The 19486-nt window shown below is 59.0% G+C and carries 18 protein-coding genes; 8 read left to right on the top strand and 10 right to left on the bottom strand.

Features of this window, described 5'->3' with window-relative positions; genetic code table 11:
* Window positions 1-121: 121 nt before the first annotated feature.
* Window positions 122-631, top strand: coding sequence for a DUF2165 family protein (locus AB4O01_RS25255; RefSeq protein WP_093436210.1), 510 nt, complete (start codon window positions 122-124; stop codon window positions 629-631).
* A 19-nt stretch (window positions 632-650) separates the two neighbouring features.
* On the opposite strand, the gene AB4O01_RS25250 is transcribed toward AB4O01_RS25255, so the two are convergent.
* Window positions 651-1553 carry a DMT family transporter gene (locus AB4O01_RS25250; protein WP_093436207.1) on the bottom strand — a complete coding sequence of 301 codons (903 nt, stop codon included), beginning with the start codon at window positions 1551-1553 and terminating at the stop codon, window positions 651-653.
* A gap of 139 nt (window positions 1554-1692) precedes the next feature.
* On the opposite strand from AB4O01_RS25250, the gene AB4O01_RS25245 reads away from it, so the two are divergent.
* On the top strand, window positions 1693-2568 hold the full coding sequence (locus AB4O01_RS25245; protein WP_093436205.1) for an AraC family transcriptional regulator: 876 nt from the start codon (window positions 1693-1695) through the stop codon (window positions 2566-2568).
* A gap of 12 nt (window positions 2569-2580) precedes the next feature.
* Here the strand turns inward: AB4O01_RS25245 and AB4O01_RS25240 are convergent, their stop codons facing one another.
* From AB4O01_RS25240 to AB4O01_RS25210, 7 genes are all read right to left on the bottom strand, one after another.
* Complete coding sequence (locus tag AB4O01_RS25240) at window positions 2581-3162, bottom strand: hypothetical protein (protein WP_093436202.1); 582 nt, start codon at window positions 3160-3162, stop codon at window positions 2581-2583.
* Window positions 3163-3288: 126 nt separating this feature from the next.
* A complete protein-coding gene (locus AB4O01_RS25235) occupies window positions 3289-5718 on the bottom strand; it encodes a TonB-dependent siderophore receptor (RefSeq protein ID WP_460089914.1) in 2430 nt (809 codons plus the stop codon).
* 206 nt (window positions 5719-5924) lie between these two features.
* Window positions 5925-6914, bottom strand: a complete 990-nt coding sequence (locus AB4O01_RS25230; protein ID WP_460089913.1) for a FecR family protein — start codon at window positions 6912-6914, stop codon at window positions 5925-5927.
* Entirely contained in the window at window positions 6911-7477 is a 567-nt protein-coding gene (locus tag AB4O01_RS25225) for an RNA polymerase sigma factor (protein ID WP_116254636.1), read from the bottom strand. The genes AB4O01_RS25230 and AB4O01_RS25225 overlap by 4 nt, the downstream gene beginning before the upstream one ends.
* A 1-nt stretch (window position 7478) precedes the next feature.
* The gene (locus AB4O01_RS25220; protein ID WP_093436188.1) at window positions 7479-7805 is read right to left on the bottom strand and encodes a DUF3325 domain-containing protein; all 327 of its coding nucleotides are present in this window, start codon (window positions 7803-7805) and stop codon (window positions 7479-7481) included.
* Complete coding sequence (locus tag AB4O01_RS25215; protein ID WP_460089912.1) at window positions 7805-9391, bottom strand: PepSY-associated TM helix domain-containing protein; 1587 nt, start codon at window positions 9389-9391, stop codon at window positions 7805-7807. The genes AB4O01_RS25220 and AB4O01_RS25215 overlap by 1 nt, the downstream gene beginning before the upstream one ends.
* Window positions 9388-9693: a DUF3649 domain-containing protein gene (locus AB4O01_RS25210; protein WP_016986986.1), complete on the bottom strand. Its 306-nt coding sequence runs from the start codon at window positions 9691-9693 to the stop codon at window positions 9388-9390. The genes AB4O01_RS25215 and AB4O01_RS25210 overlap by 4 nt, the downstream gene beginning before the upstream one ends.
* 190 nt (window positions 9694-9883) lie before the next feature.
* On the opposite strand from AB4O01_RS25210, the gene AB4O01_RS25205 reads away from it, so the two are divergent.
* From AB4O01_RS25205 to AB4O01_RS25190, 4 genes are all read left to right on the top strand, one after another.
* Window positions 9884-10372 carry a sigma-70 family RNA polymerase sigma factor gene (locus tag AB4O01_RS25205; protein ID WP_093436181.1) on the top strand — a complete coding sequence of 163 codons (489 nt, stop codon included), beginning with the start codon at window positions 9884-9886 and terminating at the stop codon, window positions 10370-10372.
* The gene (locus AB4O01_RS25200) at window positions 10369-11301 is read left to right on the top strand and encodes a DUF4880 domain-containing protein (RefSeq protein ID WP_460089910.1); all 933 of its coding nucleotides are present in this window, start codon (window positions 10369-10371) and stop codon (window positions 11299-11301) included. Before AB4O01_RS25205 ends, AB4O01_RS25200 begins: the two co-directional genes overlap by 4 nt.
* Before the next feature lie 90 nt (window positions 11302-11391).
* Entirely contained in the window at window positions 11392-13725 is a 2334-nt protein-coding gene (gene fecA / locus AB4O01_RS25195) for a TonB-dependent Fe(3+) dicitrate receptor FecA (protein ID WP_460089908.1), read from the top strand.
* A 250-nt stretch (window positions 13726-13975) separates the two neighbouring features.
* Entirely contained in the window at window positions 13976-14344 is a 369-nt protein-coding gene (locus tag AB4O01_RS25190) for an endonuclease domain-containing protein (RefSeq protein WP_116254640.1), read from the top strand.
* 388 nt (window positions 14345-14732) lie between these two features.
* Here AB4O01_RS25190 and AB4O01_RS25185 read toward each other — a convergent pair whose 3' ends face one another.
* Window positions 14733-15137, bottom strand: coding sequence for an HPF/RaiA family ribosome-associated protein (locus tag AB4O01_RS25185; RefSeq protein WP_034154535.1), 405 nt, complete (start codon window positions 15135-15137; stop codon window positions 14733-14735).
* A 200-nt stretch (window positions 15138-15337) separates the two neighbouring features.
* Complete coding sequence (locus AB4O01_RS25180; RefSeq protein WP_093436172.1) at window positions 15338-16285, bottom strand: LysR substrate-binding domain-containing protein; 948 nt, start codon at window positions 16283-16285, stop codon at window positions 15338-15340.
* A gap of 135 nt (window positions 16286-16420) precedes the next feature.
* On the opposite strand from AB4O01_RS25180, the gene AB4O01_RS25175 reads away from it, so the two are divergent.
* Window positions 16421-17797, top strand: a complete 1377-nt coding sequence (locus AB4O01_RS25175) for an L-serine ammonia-lyase (RefSeq protein ID WP_460089907.1) — start codon at window positions 16421-16423, stop codon at window positions 17795-17797.
* An 86-nt stretch (window positions 17798-17883) separates the two neighbouring features.
* A complete protein-coding gene (locus AB4O01_RS25170) occupies window positions 17884-19185 on the top strand; it encodes a serine/threonine transporter (protein WP_460089906.1) in 1302 nt (433 codons plus the stop codon).
* Window positions 19186-19486: the final 301 nt, after the last annotated feature.

The following is a 19486-nucleotide window of genomic DNA, read 5'->3' as shown; positions in this document are numbered from 1 at the left end:
CTTGCCCGTTAGTTATTGCCATACACAACTTGAAATTGAACAACAAACCAATTCAAACAACAGCGTTATAAGCTCTGCCTGGCTGCCGAATAATCGACAAGCGCTATGGAGAGCCAAAACCTTGAACACCCTGACCACCGACAAACTTATCCGTTACAGCAAAGTTATATTGATGGCCTACATCAGTTTCTTTGGCCTGTTGGTGATGATCCACAACTTCACCGACTATGACTCAAACTACACTTACGTGGCCCATATCCTGAGCATGGACACCACCACTGCCAGCGAAACCATCAAGTATCGGGCCATCGAGTCGCCGATGATTCATCACCGGATTTACTGGTTCATCATTACTTTGGAAGTCACCTACACCGTGCTATGCCTGATGGGTACCTATCAGTTGTTGCGCCATATCAATGCCCCTGCCGAGGTATTCCATGAGGCAAAGAAGTTCTCGATCATGGGCATACTCGCGGCCATTTTCATTTATTACGTCTGCCTGCAAACCGTGGGTGTGGAATGGTTCGACATGGACACTTCGCAATCATGGAATGCCAAGGACTGGGCACGGCATATCGTTGACTTCATCTTCCCGGTGATGATTTACATCACCTTGAAAGTCGAGCGCTGACGTTCAGCGCTCGTTTATTTCAAGCCAACTTTCCCTGTACTGGCGGCACCACTGCTTTCGGTTTACGAAACACCAGCACATTGCCCAGCATCACTAACACCAGACCGACCAGCGCCGGCGCTGTCCATTGGTACCCTTCAGCAAACGCCGAAACGTTGAGCGCCACCACCGGAAACAGCACCGTGCAGTAAGCCGCACGCTCCGGCCCCATGCGCCCGACCAGCGTCAGATACGCGGTGAAACCAATGACGGAACCGGGGATCACCAGATACAGCAGCGCACCGACGTAACGCGGGCTCCAGTCCATGTCGAATGGAATGTCTTTGACCAGGCACCACACCGACAGCATCGCCGCACCATAGGCCATGCCCCAGGCGTTGGTGGTCAGCGGCTTGAGACCGGCCTTCTGCTGCACACTCGAGAGCATGTTGCCCGCCGAGAAACACAAGGTGCCGCACAAGGCCAGGCCGAGTCCCAGCAAGGTTTGCGGGCTGGCGTGATGCCCGGCCAGTTCCGGCCAGAACAACATGCCCAGGCCGAACAGCCCCAGCGCACCGCCCATCAGCACATTGCGCGCGATGCGCTGGCCAAAGAACACCCGCGCATTCAGCGCGTTCCACAGCGTCGCGGTGGAAAACACCACCGCGACCAGACCGCTGGGGATCCACTGACTGGCGGTCAGGAAACACATGAAGTTGACGCAAAACAGGCACAGCCCCTGAGCCACGCAGATCAGATGCCCGCGGCGGTTCATCGGCTGCAAGCGACGGCTGAGCAGCAACAGCGCAAACAGCACCAGCGCGGCGAGACCGAAGCGATAGACGATCGACACCGGAATCGCCACCACGCCAAGCTGCCATTTCAGGGCAATCCAAGTGGTGCCCCAGATCAGCACGGTCAGCAAATACAACGACAGGTTCATGGCAGGCACTCCTCGGTAGGCCTTGAGTGTCCGTCCGGGTCAGGCTTGTGCGCTTGCAGATTCTTGCGCTTTTGTCTGGCGGCAGGCTGGCAGCGCGGTGTCTACGGAGTAGGATGCAAGGCGTTGAAGAGAACCGACCATGGCCGCCATCGATACCCTCCAAGTCTTTCAAGCGTTGAACAGCTCGCCGAACGCACGCCTGGTGCACAGCGCCGAGCTCGGTGACGGCTTGTCTGCCGCTTTGTGGACCAACCACCACGATGCGCAGGATTATGAAGCGCCAAGCCACCACACCTTGTCCTGCTACATCGCCGGTGGCACCGGCACCTTTCGTCGCGATCAACCCGGGCAAAAAGGCGGGCCGGACAAGTTGTGCATCCTGCCGGCCGATCATGAATCGGGCTGGGTGATCAACGGTGATATTCGCTTGGCGCACCTGTATTTCAGCGCCGAACAATTCGCCCTCGGTTGCGTCACGCTGCTCGATCGCGAACCCCGCGAGATGCAGTTGCGCGAGCAGACCTTTCTCGAAGATCCGCAACAGGCGCAACGCTTCCGGCAGTTGCTGACGCTGAATTGGGATGAGCCTGCCGAGCGTCTGCTAACCAGCAGCCTCGCCCATGAGTTGATCAGCCACACTTTGCTCAGTCAGGTCGGCGCGCGTCAGGGTTTGCGATTGAAGGGCGGACTGGCACCACACCAGCGTCGGCAACTGGTGGAGTTCATCGACAACCAGTTGGCCGAGCCGATCAGCCTGGGTCAATTGGCCGGATTGTGTGCGCTGTCGGAATACCACTTTGCGCGGATGTTTCGCACCAGTTTCGGCCTGCCGCCGCATCAGTATGTGCTGGCGCGGCGCCTGAGCCGGGCGCGGGAGTTGTTACGCGGGACGGCGTTGCCGTTGGGAGAGATTGCGCTGGCGTGCGGGTTTGCCAGCGCGAGTCATTTCACTAATCGGTTCAAACAGATTTTGGGAGGAACACCTGGCGAGTATCGACAGGCGTTTTTACGATGACTTATTCCGCAATTACTCAAAGCTCTGCCATCGCCACAGCTCAAACGAATCAATATACGGTGTCCCAAAATAGACCCTATAGTAGATAGAAACACGCGCAATACTCGCTATTTCTTTGTCCAGCAGGGGTACCTGATAATCGATCCACCCGAGCTTGTTTTCGAAGCGTTTCAACACGTTTCCAGATGGTTCGTAAAACTCGATATGCGATACATTCTGGGTCGCAAAAACATCTAATGCAAAGCGCAAACGGTGAACTTTTTCAGGTTTCAGAACAATCCGAAGTTCGGCAGAATCATTTTCATTCTGGTGGTCACCGCTGCATTGAATCCCGGTCCCCTCGAACTGACCCTCCACATAACGCTGATCCGACTCAAACAAAATCGTCGACATAGAAGCGCCGTTTTCGCCACCGAGCGTTTGTAGAGAAAAATGTTCAAGATCCAGACTCGAAAATCTCTCCGGTGAATCAGGCTTCACACCGTTGAAGTCTTCTTTCGCAATGAGCTTTAAAAAATAACCCTCGGCTCCAGCTACATGGTCATTTGACATGGCAATACTCTCTTCCAAAGACATTGAGAAGACAGTACACATTTAAATCCTCCCCAAAGCACCTGTCATAACTGACAGGCACTTAGATCGTTTTACAATTACCATGCAGTAGCTGAGAACGAAAATATCTATAAAGGGCCGCCGAAAAGCGCATTAACTTCACTGTTCTCAAAACTCCAAGGTACTCGACAACGAAACCTGCCGCGCATCCCCCATCGACACAAAGAACCGGCTCGCCGCCGAGGTGTAGTACGTGCGATCAAACAGGTTCTTCACATTCAGCTGAAACTTGACCTTCTGCCCCTCAACCCTGGTGTCGTAAGTGGCAAACGCATCCGCCACGGTATAACTCGGCAGATCAAAATCATTCACCGCGTTACCCGCACGCTCACCGACATAACGCGCCCCGGCGCCGACACGCAGCTGGTCGCCGCCGATCACACTGCCGAAGTCATACACCGCCGACAACGAACCGGAATTCTTCGCCACGTTTTGCAGGCGCTTGCCTTTGTAGTCCGGGTCTTCGGTCACTTCGGCATCGGTGTAGGCGTAGCTGCCAATCATGCTCCAGTGGTCGCTCAACTGACCGGTCAGGTCCATTTCCAGACCGCGCGAACGCACCTCACCGGCCGCACTGTAAATCGTCGTCGGGCCTTCGGAATTGGCCACCAGCACGTTGCGTTTCTTGATGTCGAACAATGCGATGTTGCCGGTGACACGCCCCGGCATGTCCAGCCGCGCACCCAGCTCCCACGACTTGGCTTCTTCCGGGGCGATGCTGCCGTCGAGCACGGTGCTGCTGCCACTCAGCGGGGCGATGGTCGAGTTGGGTTTGAACGATTCGGTGTAGCTGCCGTAGAACGACAAGGCGTCGGTGTAGCGATACACCAGACCTGCGCGCGGGACGAACTTCTGGCCGTTGCTGTCGGTGTTGGCCTTGAACGGCACGCCTTTGCCGGCGTACTGGTCGTATTCCTGGAAGCGCCCGCCGGCGACCAGAATCCACTGCTCGTTGAGGTGAATCGAGTCCTGCAGGAACACCGAATCGCTGCGCAGTTCATCGGTCTGCGCGCTGTCGGGAGCGCTGACCGTCGTACCGGCGACCTCGCGGCCGTACACCGGATTGAGGTAGCTGAAGGTGGTCAGGCTTTTCTGGCGGATCAAGTCCTCGCGGTAGATCTTGCGGTACTCGTCATCGACGCCGAACACCAGGTCATGCTGCATGCCCAGCACATTGACCTTGCCTTCGAGGCTGGCAGTGGTGAAACGGTCGGTGCTGATCGCGTTCTGGGTGCCGTCCATGCTGCGGGTCAGCGTGCCCTTTTTGGTGTCGATGGCGGTCACGCGGACCTGGCTGGCGTCGTAGGTTTCGCGGTTCCAGCTGTAGCCGAAGTGGGCTTTCCAGTCGTCGTTGAGCTCGTGATCGGCTTCAAAGTGATACAGGTCCGAACGGCCTTCCATGTTGTTGAACGGTTCGTCGAGGCGTTCTTTGCGCGAGATGTCCAGCGGATGATTGGTGCGCGGATCGATCAGCGTGCCACGGTCGAACGGCGTGAGAAATTCGCGGTGTTCGTAGGCGAGCAACAGCTTGGTGCTCTCGCCGAACCAAGCCAGCGACGGGGCGATCAGGGTTTCACGGTGGGTGCCGAAGTTGCGCCAGTAATCTTCGTCTTCGTGGTCGAGCACCATGCGATAGGCCAGCCCGGAATCGCCCAACGGGCCGGTGCTGTCGAAGGTGCCACCGCTGCCGTTCTTGCCGTCACCGTAAGTCGAACCGCGCAAGGTCAGCGCATTGTATTGAGTAAGTTCAGGCTTCTTGCTGACCAGGTTGACCACGCCACCCGGGTCTTGAATCCCGTAGAGCAACGAGGCCGGGCCTTTGAGCACTTCAACCCGATCGACCGTGGCGTTCATGCCACGGCCCTGCACGATCGGCATGCCGTCGCGCATGATCGAGCCATTACGGTTGTCACCGAAACCGCGCGTCATCACCGAATCCTGAGTGCTACCCAAAGTATTGCCCTGGGTGATGCCACTGACGTTGGCCAGTGCGTCATCCAGATTGCGCGGCGCCTGATCGCGGATGACTTGCGCCGGGATGACATTGACGGTTTGCGGGACTTCCTGAAGCGAAGCTGAGGAGCGCATCACCGAACTGGTCTCCGGTGGCTGGTAGCTCATCGATTCATCGCGGGTCGAGGTGATGGTCGTGGCGCCGAGATTCAGCGCACCTTCAGTAGGCTGAGGCTCCAGCGCCAGCGTGTGGCTATCGGTGCGGCGGAAGTTGAGGCCAGAGCCACTGAGCAAGCGTTGCAGTGCCTGCTCGGCACTCATCTGGCCATTGACGGCAGGAGCTGTCAGGCCGTAGGGCGCTTCGTCGGTGTAGACCACGCTTTGCCCGGTGACGCGGCTGAAGTCGCTCAAGGCTTGCGGCAGCGGTTTGGCGACCAGGGAAAAGTTGAACTGCTTTTGCGCCTGGCTGCTGATGGTTTCAGCGGCGAGCGCGACGCTCAGCGGCAACAGCGCCAATGCCGAAAAGCTCAGTGCCGAAACGCCTAACCATTGTTTGACCGAACCCGATTTTGCCCTGGACTTCATTGCTCAATGACCTGTGTAGAACCGCAACGGATGCGAATGACTCGCAGTTTCAGTCACTACACGGATGGGGCTGAGGTTTACCTCACCAACATTTGAAAATTATTTTTTGTGGTGTTCGATCGGGTTCCATCGCGAGCAGGCTCACTCCTACATTTGGAATGCGTTCCCCTGTGGGAGCGAGCCTGCTCGCGAAGAGGCCAGCAGCCTCAACGCAAAATAATCAGATGACCCAACACCTGATGCTGCTCAAACCCCATCACCCCTTGCAGCGAACTCAACACGGCCTGCGGATCCTTGCTCGGAAAACTGCCACTGACCTTGCGCGCCGCCAGCTCATCGTTGAGCAACACAATCCGCCCGGGGTAATAACGGCGCAAATCCTCCACCACATCAGCCAGTGTCGACTTGTAATAAGTCAGCCAGCCCTGACGCCAGGCCAACTGCGCCTCACTGTCCACCGTATGCAGTTTTTCTGCCGTACCGTCACCGTAAGCGACCTGCTGCCCGGCCGTAAGAATTTGCTGCTCAGCATCACGATCCGCCGTCACACCAACGCGCCCCGACAACACCGTAACCTGCGCACCGTGAGGTTGCAGGCGCACTTCGAATTGCGTGCCGAGCACCCGCGCCTCACCCTGCTCCGCCGCAACCACAAACGGATCCCCCGTATGTGTGACGCTGAAGAAACCGGCACCACGACGCAATTGCACATGCCGCTCGCCATGACTGAAATCCACGGCAATCGCACTGTCGCCATCCAGCGTCACTTGCGATTGATCGGCCAGTGTCACCGTGCGGATCTCACCGGGTGCCGAGACATAATCGGCGCCCAGATCATCAATCCAGCGCTGCGGCTGCCAACGGGTGCCAAGGCTGACCATCAGCAACAGACACGCGGCCATCGCCAGCGCGCCCGACCAGCGCAAAACGGGCAAACGACGCGGGCGGTCCATCGCATGAAGGTAACCCTGCAACGCGAAGGCTTCTTCATCGGCCAATGTTCGCGCCGGGCCTTCACTCAACTCCCACACAACCTGAGCCTGTGCGTAAGCTTCGGCGTGCGCCGGATCGGCCCGCAGCCATTGGCTGAAGGTCAGTTGATCGCCGGCACTCGGCCGATCATGCAGCAGGCTCAACCAGGCAAACGCGGCCTGCTCTTGCGCGGGCGTGGGGATAACGGAATCGGCGGGCTTCACGGTGCTTTCCCTGGCAGGCGTGGCGCGGGTTCGCGCAGGCTGGCCTTGCAGGCCTCGAGGGCGCGCATCATATGTTTTTCCACGGCACTTTGGGACAGGCCCATGGCTTTGGCGATTTCCGCATACTTGCGGCCGTGAATGCGATTGAGCAAAAAGATTTGCCGGGTGCGCTCGGGCAAGGCGCGCAACGCCGCTTCGACATGTTTCAGATCATTGCCCGCTTCCAGCGCTGCTTGCGGTTCGCTGCCGTGGCTGTGCGGCGCGTCCGGTTGCCAACCCTCGTTGACCCGCGTGCGCGTGCCTTCGCTGCGCAGATGATCGATGGCGATGTTGCCGGCGCAGCGCAACAGATAGGTACTGAGCTCTTCGACCTGCACCAGCGGCCGCCGCCAGAAACGCAGAAACAGATCCTGCACCAGGTCCGCCGCCGTCGCCCGACAACCGACGCGCCGGTTCACCAGCGCTTCCATTTGCGAACGCTGGGACAGGAACACCTGAAGAAAATGCGCACGCGCCCCCCGCGGCTCGTCGTCGCGGGATTCCGGCGGCAGACCGATCAGCACTTCAGCACTGCGCCCATGCGGCGACCGGGCTGGCCAGCAGACTGACCCCGGCCAGCGCCAATACGAAACGCGGGCGATACGGCAGCAACAAGACCAACGCCAAGGCGCTGAGCATCAGCACGGCGAACCAGTCGACCAAGCCGAAGCTCCAGCCGTTGGCCTTCACCGCCGCCCAAAGCGACAAACACAGCAATAACCATCCGCCGACTTTCAGGCCCTGACGGCGACGCGTGGAGGGTTTGTGACCGAGCAATTCATCGTGGTGGCGAGGCATCGACAGGCACAACGCGGTGAATCCGGTGTAGGTGAGCAACAAGGGCAAGAGCATCAGTTCGCCCCTTGTTCAAGGGTGATCGGCCGGGCCTGTTCGCGGCGGGGCTTTTTAATGCTGACGGTGCTGCCGGCACGCTGCATTTTCCACGCGGCCCAAGCCAGGAAGAAACCGGTTGCGAGGCACGTCAGATCAAACCCGGCTAACGCCCAATCACCCTGCATCAGGCTGACGGCGAGATTCCACGGGGTGGTCAGCGCATTGACCAGCGGCACCGCGACAAACAGCGCGGCGCTCAGGGTGAGTTGCTCAACCCAGGCCTTTCGTCCCGGACGCAGCAGCGCGTGCAGCACACTCAAAGCCCAAGCGATAAAGAACGCATTCACCTCCCAATCTGCGCGCTCGGCAAAGCTCACTGACAACAGTCGATTAGCCAGGAAAAATACAGCCACCGCCGCAACCAAGCCGGCCATGCTGGCGATGTTCAGCACTTCAACCAACCGCAGCTCGAACGGCATCAGGCCGCTCTTGGCGTGTTTGAGTTGACGCTTGCCCAACCAGATCACCAGCCCGGTGCCGATCATCGCCGTGCCGGCCAATCCGCAAATGAAATACAGCCAACGCAGGAGCGGTCCGGCGAAGTGGCCCATGTGCAAGCCATAGAACGCACCACCCACCGCCATCGCCATTGGCTGCTCCGGTGTGCTGCCGAGCATTTGCCCGGTCACCCCGTTGAAGGTCACGGCGCGGCCGAAATCATGCACCACGCGATCCCCCGCACGGGACAGCACCACCGTGGCATTGGCATCCCCCGGATTGCTCACTGACAGACGCGCCGTGTGGCCGCCCGACCACTGCTCGCTGGCCTTGCTCAACAGCGGCGCCATGGTCGCCAACGGTGCCGCGATGTTGGCGCGCTCCGGGGTTTTCGACGCGGGGAAAACTTCGTCATAAAACGTGCGCACGTCACTGCCGTACGACGCGACGATGCTCGCCGGCATGACCATCGACATGAAAATCACCAGGCTGCTGTAGGTGATCATCAAATGAAACGGCAACACCAGCACACCCACCGCGTTATGCCCGTCGAGCCAGGAGCGCTGCCCCTTGCGCGGGCGGAAGGTGAAGAAGTCCTTGAAGATTTTCTTGTGGGTGATGATCCCGGTGATCAGCGTAACGAACATCACCATCGCGGCAATCGTCGCCAGCCAGCGGCCCCACGGATAGGGCATTTGCAACTGGAAGTGGAAGCGATAGAAGAACTCGCCGCCCATGCTGTCGCGGCCCTGCACTTCGGCGCCGGTTTGCGCGTCGAGGGATTTCGACTCGAAGCGCCCGCGCTCACCGGGATTGGCCGGCACTGGCTGCCAGCGCACGGTCAGGCCGGGATCTCGGGCATCAGGCAAATCGATCAGCCAGCGTGAGGCGCCGGCCGCGTGTTGCTGCAGATAATCCTGGGCCAGCGTCAGGCTCGTCTCGGCACTCACCGATCGCGCGGAGATTTCCGGCTGCATCCAGTGGCTGATCTCATCTTTGAAATAGGCCAGCGTCCCGGTCAGGAAAATCGCGAACAGCAACCAGCCGAACAGCAGTCCGGCCCAGGTGTGCAGCCAGGCCATCGCCTGACGAAAGCCCTCTTTCATGCCAGGCCCAATCCACGTGCTGCGCCAGAGATGGTCGCCAGAATCACGCTTGGCACCAGCAAACCGACCCAGGCCGACCACGCCGTACGACAGGCGAAACACCAGAGCACCGCCACCAGATAGACCAGAAAGGAAATGGTCATGCCGGTCACCACCGCTTCGGCGCGGCTCAACGGCAGCCACAGCGTCAGGGTGACACTGGCCAGCGCCGCGACGAGATAGCCGCCAAACACCGCCGCCAACACCCGTGAGGTGACGGCCAGACGATAAGACATGGGAAGTGTGGCGAGTTTGCCTTTCATGTTTCGACCCTGAAACGAAAAACGTCCGGCCGATCAGCCGAACCTACAGGCGAGCAATATTAATGATAAATATTCTCATACGCAAAAGCATCTGATTGCCGGTTGAGCGTTTCGCCCCTTACAATGCGAACAGTTCTTGTTCTCTAACGCATACTCTCTACCGCGCCACCAAGCGCCCGGAGTAATACCGTTGTCGTCCGCCCATCCCGTCGAATCGCTCTATCAGGCCCATCACGGCTGGCTCACCGGCTGGCTGCGGCGCAGACTCGGCTGCCCGGACAGCGCAGCGGATCTGGCGCAGGACACGTTTATCAAGGTGCTGACCGCCCGCGAACCGCCGATGATCATCGAGCCACGCGCCTTTCTGACGACGTTGGCCAAGCGCGTTCTGTTCAATCATTACCGCCGTCAGGATGTCGAACGCGCTTACCTCGACACCTTGGCGCAGATGCCGGACATGGTCGCGCCGTCGGAAGAAGACAAGGCGATCATCTTGCAAACCCTGATGGAGCTGGATGAATTGCTCGACGGTTTGCCGCGTCAGGTCAAACGCGCCTTTTTGCTGGCGCAGGTCGATGGCCTGACGTATCCACAGATCGCCGCTGAACTCGACATCTCTGTGGCCACGGTCAAACGTCACCTGAACAAAGCTGCCATGCGCTGCTACTTCGCCTTATGAACCGCGTGCCGGATTTCTCCTCCCAAGTGGCTGAACAGGCCGTGCATTGGCTGATGGAACTGCAGCAGGGCACGCTCTCCCCGCGCCAGCAACAGGCCTGGCAACAATGGCTGGAGGCACACAGCGAACACCGCCGGGCGTGGGAGCATATTCAGCGGGTCAATCAGCGTCTGCGCGGTGTGTCGTCGCCGCTGGCACACGCGGCGTTGAACGGGCCGAAGCCCGGCAGTCGTCGTCAGGCACTGAAACTCTTGCTGATTCTTGGCGCGGGTTCAGCCGTCACGTGGGGCATGCGCGAGCACAATCCTGTGCCGTCGCTGCTCGCTGATTACCGCAGCCCGCTGGGGCAGCGACGCAAAATTTCCCTGGGTGGCGGTGATAAGTTGCAACTCAATACCGCCAGTGCCGTGGACGTCGACGGTGCGCAGCGATTGATCCGCTTGCTCCAAGGCGAAATCCTCCTGACGGCCGCGCAATCTTTCGAAGTGCGCACGGCTCAGGGCCTTCTGAAAACCCAAGGCGCGCGCCTCAATGTGCGTCAGTTTGCTGATCGCACGCAGATTGCGCTGTTCGAAGGTCGCGTCGAACTGAGCGGTAATGGACGCGCGCCGATGTTGCTGCCGGTCGCGCGTCAGCTCAGTTTCACCTCGGCATCGGTCAGCGAGGCCAAACCGCTGGAAGCCAACAGCGGCGCCTGGGCCGACGGCATGCTGGTAGCGGCGCACATGCGCTTGGGCGATTTCCTCGATGAGCTCGGCCGCTATCGTCGCGGCCAGCTCAATTGCGACCGGAACGTTGCCGACCTGTTGATTTCCGGAACTTACCCGCTGGACGACAGCGAGCGGATTCTTGATCTGCTGGAAATCAGTTTGCCGGTGAAGGTGAGGCGCTTTACCCGCTACTGGGTGACCGTCGAAGCGCGGGTTTGAAAAAACTCAAAAATAAATGAGCCGTTTTTCAGATCTGGCGTGACAGAGAAGGAAAGCCCCCTTGATTCAACCTTCTCAGGATCATCCACCATGCACCCCACCCGCCTCACGCCACTGGCCCGCAGCCTGCGCAATCTCGTCCTCGGCGCCAGTCTGAGTTTCAGCGCCCTGCCCGCCGCACTGGCCGCTGAAGCCAAGGCTTATCACATCGCGCCGTCGTCGCTGGAAAACGCCCTCAACCAGTTTGGCCGTGAAGCGGGCGTGCTGATTTCGTTTGGTTCGCAAGTCACCAGCGGCGTGCAAAGCCGTGGCCTGGAAGGCAGTTACACCGCAGAACAAGGTTTGAACGCATTGCTCGAAGGCAGCGGTCTGCAAGCACGCGCCGAGGGCAACAATGCGTTCAGCCTGCAACCGGTGGCGGATGCCGCGCTAGAGCTGGACACCTCGACTGTCGTCGGCGACTGGCTCGGCGATGCTGCGCAGATCAATGTGTTCGAACATCCCGGTGCGCGCGATGTGATCCGCCGCGAAGAGTTCGAGCGTCAGGGCGCGACGCAGGCGCGCGATGTGCTCAACCGCATCCCCGGCGTCAACGCCCCGGAAAACAACGGCACCGGCAGCCATGACATGGCGCTGAACTTCGGCATTCGCGGTTTGAATCCGCGACTGGCTGCCCGCTCGACCGTGTTGATGGATGGTATCCCGGTGCCGTTCGCGCCTTACGGTCAGCCACAACTGTCGTTCGCGCCGATCAGCATGGGCAATATGGATGCCGTGGACGTCGTGCGCGGCGGTGGCGCCGTGCGTTATGGTCCGCAGAACGTCGGCGGCGTGGTCAACTTCGTTACCCGGGCGATTCCTGACGAGCCAACGGTCAAGGGTGGCTTCCAGACGGAAACCAGCCCATCGTCGAGCCACGACGGCTTCAAGACCAGCGCCAACCTGCTGGCCGGCGGCACTAACGCCAATGGCCTCGGCGGTGCGTTGCTCTACTCCGGGACGCGCGGCGGCGACTGGCGCGAACACAGCGACACTGAAATCGACGACCTGATCCTCAAGGGCAAATACCAGCTCGACGAAGCCAATAGCTTCAACGCCATGGCCCAGTATTACGAAGGCAAGGCTGACATGCCCGGCGGTCTGAACGTGGCCGACTACGACGCCGATCCCTATCAATCGACGCGCCCGAAGGACCAGTTCTGGGGCCGCCGCACGATGTTCAATTTCGGCTATCGCTATCAGGAAGATCGCCGCGAATTCACCGCCAACACGTTTTTCACCAAGACCTTGCGCAGCGGTTATCTCGATCAGGGCTCCTTCCTCTCGCTGTCACCGCGCGAGTATTGGGTGCGTGGCCTGGAAACCCGATTCGCCCAAGGTTTCGACCTCGGCCCGACCAGCCATGAAGTCGGCGTCGGCTATCGCTACATCAACGAGGCCGGTCACGAACTGCGCTATCGCACACCGATCAGCAGCAACCAATACCCGACCACCGCCAGCCGCAACGACCGCGACACCCGTGGCGGCACCGAGGCCAATGCGTTCTTCGTCGACGACCGCATCGACATCGGCAAATGGACGATCACCCCGGGCGTGCGCTACGAAATGATCGAATCGCAGCAGACCAACAACCTGACCAACGTCAAATACAAGGGCGACTACAACACCGCACTGCCAGCGTTGAACGTGCTCTATCACCTGACCGACAGCTGGAACCTGTACGCCAACACCGAAGGCTCCTTCGGCAGTGTGCAATACAGCCAGATGCCCAACCGGGTGACCAGCGGCGAAGTGAAACCGGAGAAGGCCCGCACCTGGGAACTCGGCACGCGCTATGACAACGGCGCGTTGCGCGCGGAGATCGGCGCGTTCCTGATCAACTTCGACAACCAGTACGAAAGCAACCAGACCAATGACTCGGTAATTGCCCGAGGCGAAACCCGCCATCAAGGGATCGAAACCAGCGTCAATTACGCGCTGGATGACTTGAGCCCGGCGCTGGCCGGTTTCGATGTCTACGCCACTTACGCTTATGTTGACGCGACTATCCGCGAAGATGGACCGAACAAGGGCAACCGCGTGCCGTTCTCGTCGAAACACAAAGGCACGATTGGTGTGGGTTACAGCGAAGGACCGTGGAAGCTTAATCTCGACAGCAGCTTCCAGAGCGACCAGTTCGCCGACAACGCCAACACCTCGAAGGAAAGCGCCGATGGCAGCACCGGCAAGATCCCCGGTTACATGCTGTTCAGCAGCCGCGCCGGGTATGACTTCGGTCCGCAGTTGTCGGACTTGAATGTGGCGGTGGGCGTGAAGAACATTTTCAACACGCAGTACTTCACGCGCTCGTTTGATGACAACAACAAGGGCAAGTATGTGGGTGAGCCGCGTACGGTTTATGTGCAGACTTCTGTGGCGTTCTGAGGATTGAGAAGCCCTCATCGGAACGCCGCCCGCCTAGCCCTCTCCCTGAGGGAGAGGGGACTGATTTGGGGATGCTTCAGAAATTCATCGACCTGCAAGTGCTTTGTCGAATCCATAATCGACCCGGTCTGTCAGGTCGATGTAGCCCGCAAAACACCTCGGTCGGCCCCCTCTCCCTCCGGGAGAGGGCTGGGGTGAGGGGAATGGTCTACAGTAAAATTTCAAACCAACTTCACAAGGATCGTGAAGCATGCAAACTCGCCCCAGCCTCGCCCAATTCGCCCGCCAGTTACGCGTTAACCAAACCGACTGTGAACACCTGCTCTGGCAAAAACTCCGCTCCCGCCAGATCGCCAATCTGAAGTTTCGTCGCCAGTTTCCCTGTCCGCCTTACGTGCTGGATTTTTACTGTGCGGAGTTGAAATTGGCGATTGAGCTGGATGGCGGTCAGCATTACGAAACGTCGGGACTGATTCATGACCAGCGTCGGACGCGCTATCTGAATCAAAAGGGTATTGAAGTCGTGCGCTTCAGTAATCTCGAGGTGATCCAGCAGATGGACGATGTGCTGGAGCAGATCATAAGAATTGCGGCGAATCGAAAAATGCCCTCACCCTAACCCTCTCCCAGAGGGAGAGGGGACTGACCGGGGGATGCTTGCGAGCTACGCCGACCTGATTCTGCTTTGCCGAATCCATAATCACTCGGTCTTTCAGGTCGACGTACCTCTTCAGACACCTCGGTCGGCCCTCTCCCGGAGAGAGGGGGGACTGATTGCGGGATGCTTCAGAAATACATCAACCTGAAGTGCTTTGCCGAATCCATAGTCGACGCTGTCTTTCAGGTCGATGTAACCCGCAACACACCTCGGTCGGCCCCCTCTCCCGGAGGGAGAGGGCTGGGGTGAGGGGCCGCGCTCTTGTGCCTTGCGCAAAAATCCGCCACAAACAAAAACGGGCCTGCATTCGCAGGCCCGTTCTCATTGGCTGGCTTATAAAATCAGCGCATCAACTGTTGATCGCTGCCTGTTCATTCTCAAGAAATTCTTCCTCCAGCAGAGCGTCATTCGCCTTGCTAAATGGCACCACAGCGGCACGTGGTTTACCTCGCAGTTTGCCGAAAAGATGCTCCAGGGCGTGCTCGAGTTTTTCGGCAGCGCCGTCGATTGCCTGTTCCAGCGAATCGGCCTTGTGGGTCACGGAAATCGGTTGATGGCCTTTTGGCCGCGCTTCCAGTTGGCAGCGCAAGTCATGGGGACCTGGTTTGTCACCGTTCTCGTCGCTCAGGTGGACTTCGACACGGGTCAGGTCTTCTTCATAACGTTCGAGCGTGCTCTCAATGGTTGTACGTACCCACTCCTCCAGTCGTTGACTACTTTGAATATGGTTATCGCTGTTGACTTGGATTTGCATAGTTCATCCCTTATTTCAGCTAGCTCGTGAGAGGCCTTGAGTTGAATTTCCTGACCTCCTGGTTACAACAATCGGCCCGACTGCCGAACATTTCAACCCCTGAAAAAAGATAAATATTCATTCGCAAAAAAAGCCGGACAACCGGGCAAAGCACTGGTAAGGTCGGGAGTTGGGTCGCTTGGCAATGTTGCAAAATTTGCTCACAACTGCCCGTCGTTCAACGGGTGCAAACTGCGAAATATCCCCGCCTCCTCGACCAGCCAATCATGCACCGCACGCACACCCGGATGGCTTAAAGCCCCCGGTGCATAGAGCAACACATAGCGTTTGTGATTAGGCACCGACAGGCCAAACGGCACAATCAACGTCCCTCGCTCCAATTCATCGTTAAGCAAGGTGCGGCGGGCAATCGCCACGCCCATGCCGGCAATCGCCGCTTCGATGGTCAGATGATTGCGATTGAAGGTATGCCCACGCCGTACGTCGGCGCCCTCAAAACCAATCGCGTTCAAATAGAATTCCCATTCCGCGTATTCATAACTGCCACGCCAGGCGGTGATGTCGTGCAGTACCGGGAAATGCACCAGATCCGCCGGTCCGTGCAACGGTGGTCGCCCGCGCAACAGGCTCGGTGCGCACACCGGGAAAATCTGCTCGTCGAGCAAGGCTGTGGATAACAATCCCGGGTAGCTGCCGTCGTTCAAATCGATCGCCAGATCAAAATCGCCTTCGTGCAAGGGCACGCTGCTGTCCTCTGCCACCAAGCGCAACTGAATGTCCGGATAGCGTTGCTGCAGGCGCGGCAAGCGCGGCGTCAGCCACTTGCTGAGAAACGACGGAATCGAGCGCACACGCAAAATCCCGCTGATCATCCCGGCGTCCAGTCGACGTAGTTCGGCATCAATGCTGCCATACGCCTCGTTGACCGTGATAGCCAGCCGCTGCCCCTCCGCACTCAGCTCCACACCACGCGCCCGCCGATGAAACAAACGGAAACCAAGTCGTTCTTCAAGTTGACGAATTTGCTGACTGACCGCCCCCGGGGTGATGTGCAGTTCTTCGGCGCAACGGGTGAACGACAGGTGCCGCGCGGCACAGGAAAACACCTGCAGCCAGACATAGGTCTGGGCATGCAATTGACGGCTCATCGTTTAGTCCTGCTAAAGGCTTACTTAGGAAGTTTCGTTAGTCACGTTGGACCGAGGTAGGCAGTATCGCCGACATTGCGCTTGTCCTACAAAAAATGGCAGCGATTCCTACTCCATTGCTTGTAAGGGTTTAGCATGGCTATCAGTGTTTTCGATCTATTTAAAGTCGGCATCGGCCCGTCCAGTTCCCACACCGTAGGCCCGATGCGCGCCGCCGCGACCTTCGCTCAGGCGCTGATTGATCAACGTTTGTTGAACGATGTGCGTCGTGTGGAAATCCGTTTATACGGCTCACTCTCGGCCACCGGCGTCGGGCACGCCACCGACCGCGCAACGGTGATGGGCCTGATGGGCGAATGGCCGGACAGCATCGATCCGGCGACCATCGATCCACGTATCCAGCAACTGCGCGAGACAGGCCAACTGTCCCTCGCCGGTCAGAGAGAAATTGCCTTCGACTGGCAACGTGATCTCCTGCTGCTGGACGAGAGCCTGCCCTACCACCCCAACGCCATGTCGCTGACGGCCTTTGGCGAAACGGCCGAGCTGTTCGAGCAGACCTATTACTCGGTTGGCGGCGGTTTCATCATCGAAGCGGAAGAAGCCGAGTCCGGTGTCGCCCCGGCGAGTGAAGTGGTGTTGCCGTACGATTTCTCCAGCGCCGCCGAACTGCTATCGCTGTGCAAACAGCACAACCTGCGCGTGTCCGAACTGATGATGGCCAACGAACGCGCGTGGCGCACTGACGCGGAAATCCGCCAGGGCCTGCTGCACATCTGGTCGGTGATGCGCGAATGCGTCGAACAAGGCCTGCGCCACGAGGGGATTCTGCCCGGTGGTCTGAACGTGCCGCGCCGCGCCGCGAAATTGCATCGCAGCCTGTTGGAGATCGGCAAGCCGAACGTGATCAGTTCGACGCTGTCGGCAATGGAGTGGGTCAACCTGTTCGCCCTCGCCGTCAACGAAGAGAACGCCGCCGGCGGGCGCATGGTCACCGCACCGACCAACGGTGCAGCCGGAATCATCCCGGCCGTTCTGCACTACTACATGAAATTCAATCCGGACGCGTCTGACGATGATGTCGTCGCTTTCTTTCTGGGCGCGGCGGCTGTCGGCATTTTGTGTAAGAAAAATGCTTCGATCTCCGGCGCCGAAGTCGGCTGCCAGGGCGAAGTCGGTTCGGCCTGTGCGATGGCCGCTGCTGGCTTGGCCGACGTGCTCGGTGCCACCCCGGAACAACTGGAGAACGCCGCCGAAATCGGCCTGGAACACAACCTTGGCCTGACCTGCGACCCGGTCGGCGGCCTCGTGCAGGTGCCGTGCATCGAGCGCAATGCCATCGCCGCCGTGAAAGCGATCAACGCCACGCAAATGGCCCTGCGCGGCGACGGCAAACACTTCATTTCCCTCGACCGGGTGATCCGCACCATGCGCGATACCGGCGCCGACATGCACGACAAATACAAAGAGACTTCACGGGGCGGCCTGGCTGTGAACTGGGTGGAATGCTGAGGCCCATTCCCTGACCGCCCCGGCAGGCCGCACGAAGCCGCCTGCCAACCGTGAGCCCGAGCAAAAATAATAACGAGGCGATACCGATGACCGATGTACGTACACCTGCTGCCGAAAATCCCGCTGTAGACCGCACACGCAATGCAGAAACGGCCCACAAGGGCTGGAACAAATTCGACACCACCTGGATGCTCGGTCTGTACGGCACTGCGATCGGTGCTGGCACCTTGTTCCTGCCGATCAATGCCGGTGTCGGCGGTTTCTGGCCTTTGCTGATTCTCGCCGTACTGGCTTTCCCGATGACGTTTTTTGCCCACCGTGGGCTGACCCGTTTCGTGTTGTCCGGGCGCTCCGGGGACATCACCGAAGTGGTCGAAGAACACTTCGGCATCGGTGCCGGCAAGCTGATCACGCTCCTGTATTTCTTTGCAATCTTCCCGATTCTGCTGGTGTACAGCGTGGCGCTGACCAACACCCTGAGCAGTTTCCTCGAACACCAATTGCACATCGCTCCGCCACCACGGGCGATCCTCTCGCTGGTGTTGATCCTCGGTCTGATGACGATTGTGCGCTGTGGTCAAAGCGTCATCGTCAAAGCCATGAGCGTGCTGGTTTATCCATTTGTTGCCGCATTGCTGCTACTGGCGCTCAGCCTGATTCCAAACTGGAACGGTGCGTTTTTTGCCAGTGCCCAAGAAGCCATGCCAATGTCCGCTTTCTTCAAGACAATGTGGCTGGCGATTCCGGTGATGGTGTTTTCGTTCAACCATTCGCCGATCATTTCCGCGTTCGCGGTTGAGCAGAAACAACGTTACGGCGAGCAGGCAGAACGCAAAAGCAGCGGCATCCTCGCTATGGCTCACGGCATGATGGTCGTCACGGTGATGTTCTTCTGCTTCAGCTGTGTGCTGGCGCTGTCGCCGGCGGATCTGGCAGCGGCCAAGGCGCAGAACATTTCGATCCTGTCGTACCTGGCCAACCACTTTCAGACCCCGGTCATTGCTTACGCCGCGCCGCTGATTGCGCTGGTGGCGATCACCAAATCCTTCCTCGGCCACTACATCGGCGCCAGTGAAGGCTTCCAGGGCATGATCGTGAAAAGCCTGCGCAGCCGTGGCCGGGTGATGTCAGCGAGCTGGCTGAACCGTGCGACCGCCGTGTTCATGATCCTCAGTTGCTGGGCCGTGGCAACGTTCAACCCGAGCATCCTTGGCATGATCGAAACCCTCGGCGGGCCGGTGATTGCCTGCCTGTTGTTCCTGATGCCGATGTACGCCATCCGCCGTGTGCCGGCCTTGCGCCAGTATTCGGGCCAGGCGTCCAACGTGTTTGTGGTGTTGATCGGCCTGATTGCACTGTCAGCGATCATCTACTCGGTTCTGCCCTGAAAACGCGCCATAAAAAAAGGCGAGCCAAGCGGCTCGCCTTTTTTATGCCCGTGTTCATTGTTCGACAATTTTCCCGGCACAGCCCTTGCTACTCCCCTGTGGGAGCTGTCGCAGGCTGCGATCTTTTGATCTTCATGATCGAAATCAAAACACCGAAGATCAAAAGATCGCAGCCTCGTTTCACTCGACAGCTCTACATGAAGCAACAAATACAGGCCACGGAATGGCCGATGATCCGGTTGGGCGAACCAACCCGATCACGGCCGGTCAACAACTGCACGTTCAATCAGGCGGTGACGCA

The organism is Pseudomonas sp. S2_E02 (assembly GCF_054668355.1).
The sequence above is the reverse complement of the archived record's forward strand: the minus strand, read 5'-3'. Positions and strand labels throughout refer to the sequence as shown.

Coding starts and splice junctions, on each gene's coding strand:
- AB4O01_RS25245 (WP_093436205.1), top strand. CDS start 1,693: ATGGCCGCCATCGATACCCTCCAAGTCTTTCAAGCGTTGAACAGCTCG.
- AB4O01_RS25250 (WP_093436207.1), bottom strand. CDS start 1,553: ATGAACCTGTCGTTGTATTTGCTGACCGTGCTGATCTGGGGCACCACT.
- fecA (WP_460089908.1), top strand. CDS start 11,392: ATGCACCCCACCCGCCTCACGCCACTGGCCCGCAGCCTGCGCAATCTC.
- AB4O01_RS25220 (WP_093436188.1), bottom strand. CDS start 7,805: ATGCTCTTGCCCTTGTTGCTCACCTACACCGGATTCACCGCGTTGTGC.
- AB4O01_RS25240 (WP_093436202.1), bottom strand. CDS start 3,162: ATGTGTACTGTCTTCTCAATGTCTTTGGAAGAGAGTATTGCCATGTCA.
- AB4O01_RS25175 (WP_460089907.1), top strand. CDS start 16,421: ATGGCTATCAGTGTTTTCGATCTATTTAAAGTCGGCATCGGCCCGTCC.
- AB4O01_RS25170 (WP_460089906.1), top strand. CDS start 17,884: ATGACCGATGTACGTACACCTGCTGCCGAAAATCCCGCTGTAGACCGC.
- AB4O01_RS25180 (WP_093436172.1), bottom strand. CDS start 16,285: ATGAGCCGTCAATTGCATGCCCAGACCTATGTCTGGCTGCAGGTGTTT.
- AB4O01_RS25210 (WP_016986986.1), bottom strand. CDS start 9,693: ATGAAAGGCAAACTCGCCACACTTCCCATGTCTTATCGTCTGGCCGTC.
- AB4O01_RS25190 (WP_116254640.1), top strand. CDS start 13,976: ATGCAAACTCGCCCCAGCCTCGCCCAATTCGCCCGCCAGTTACGCGTT.
- AB4O01_RS25185 (WP_034154535.1), bottom strand. CDS start 15,137: ATGCAAATCCAAGTCAACAGCGATAACCATATTCAAAGTAGTCAACGA.
- AB4O01_RS25235 (WP_460089914.1), bottom strand. CDS start 5,718: ATGAAGTCCAGGGCAAAATCGGGTTCGGTCAAACAATGGTTAGGCGTT.
- AB4O01_RS25215 (WP_460089912.1), bottom strand. CDS start 9,391: ATGAAAGAGGGCTTTCGTCAGGCGATGGCCTGGCTGCACACCTGGGCC.
- AB4O01_RS25200 (WP_460089910.1), top strand. CDS start 10,369: ATGAACCGCGTGCCGGATTTCTCCTCCCAAGTGGCTGAACAGGCCGTG.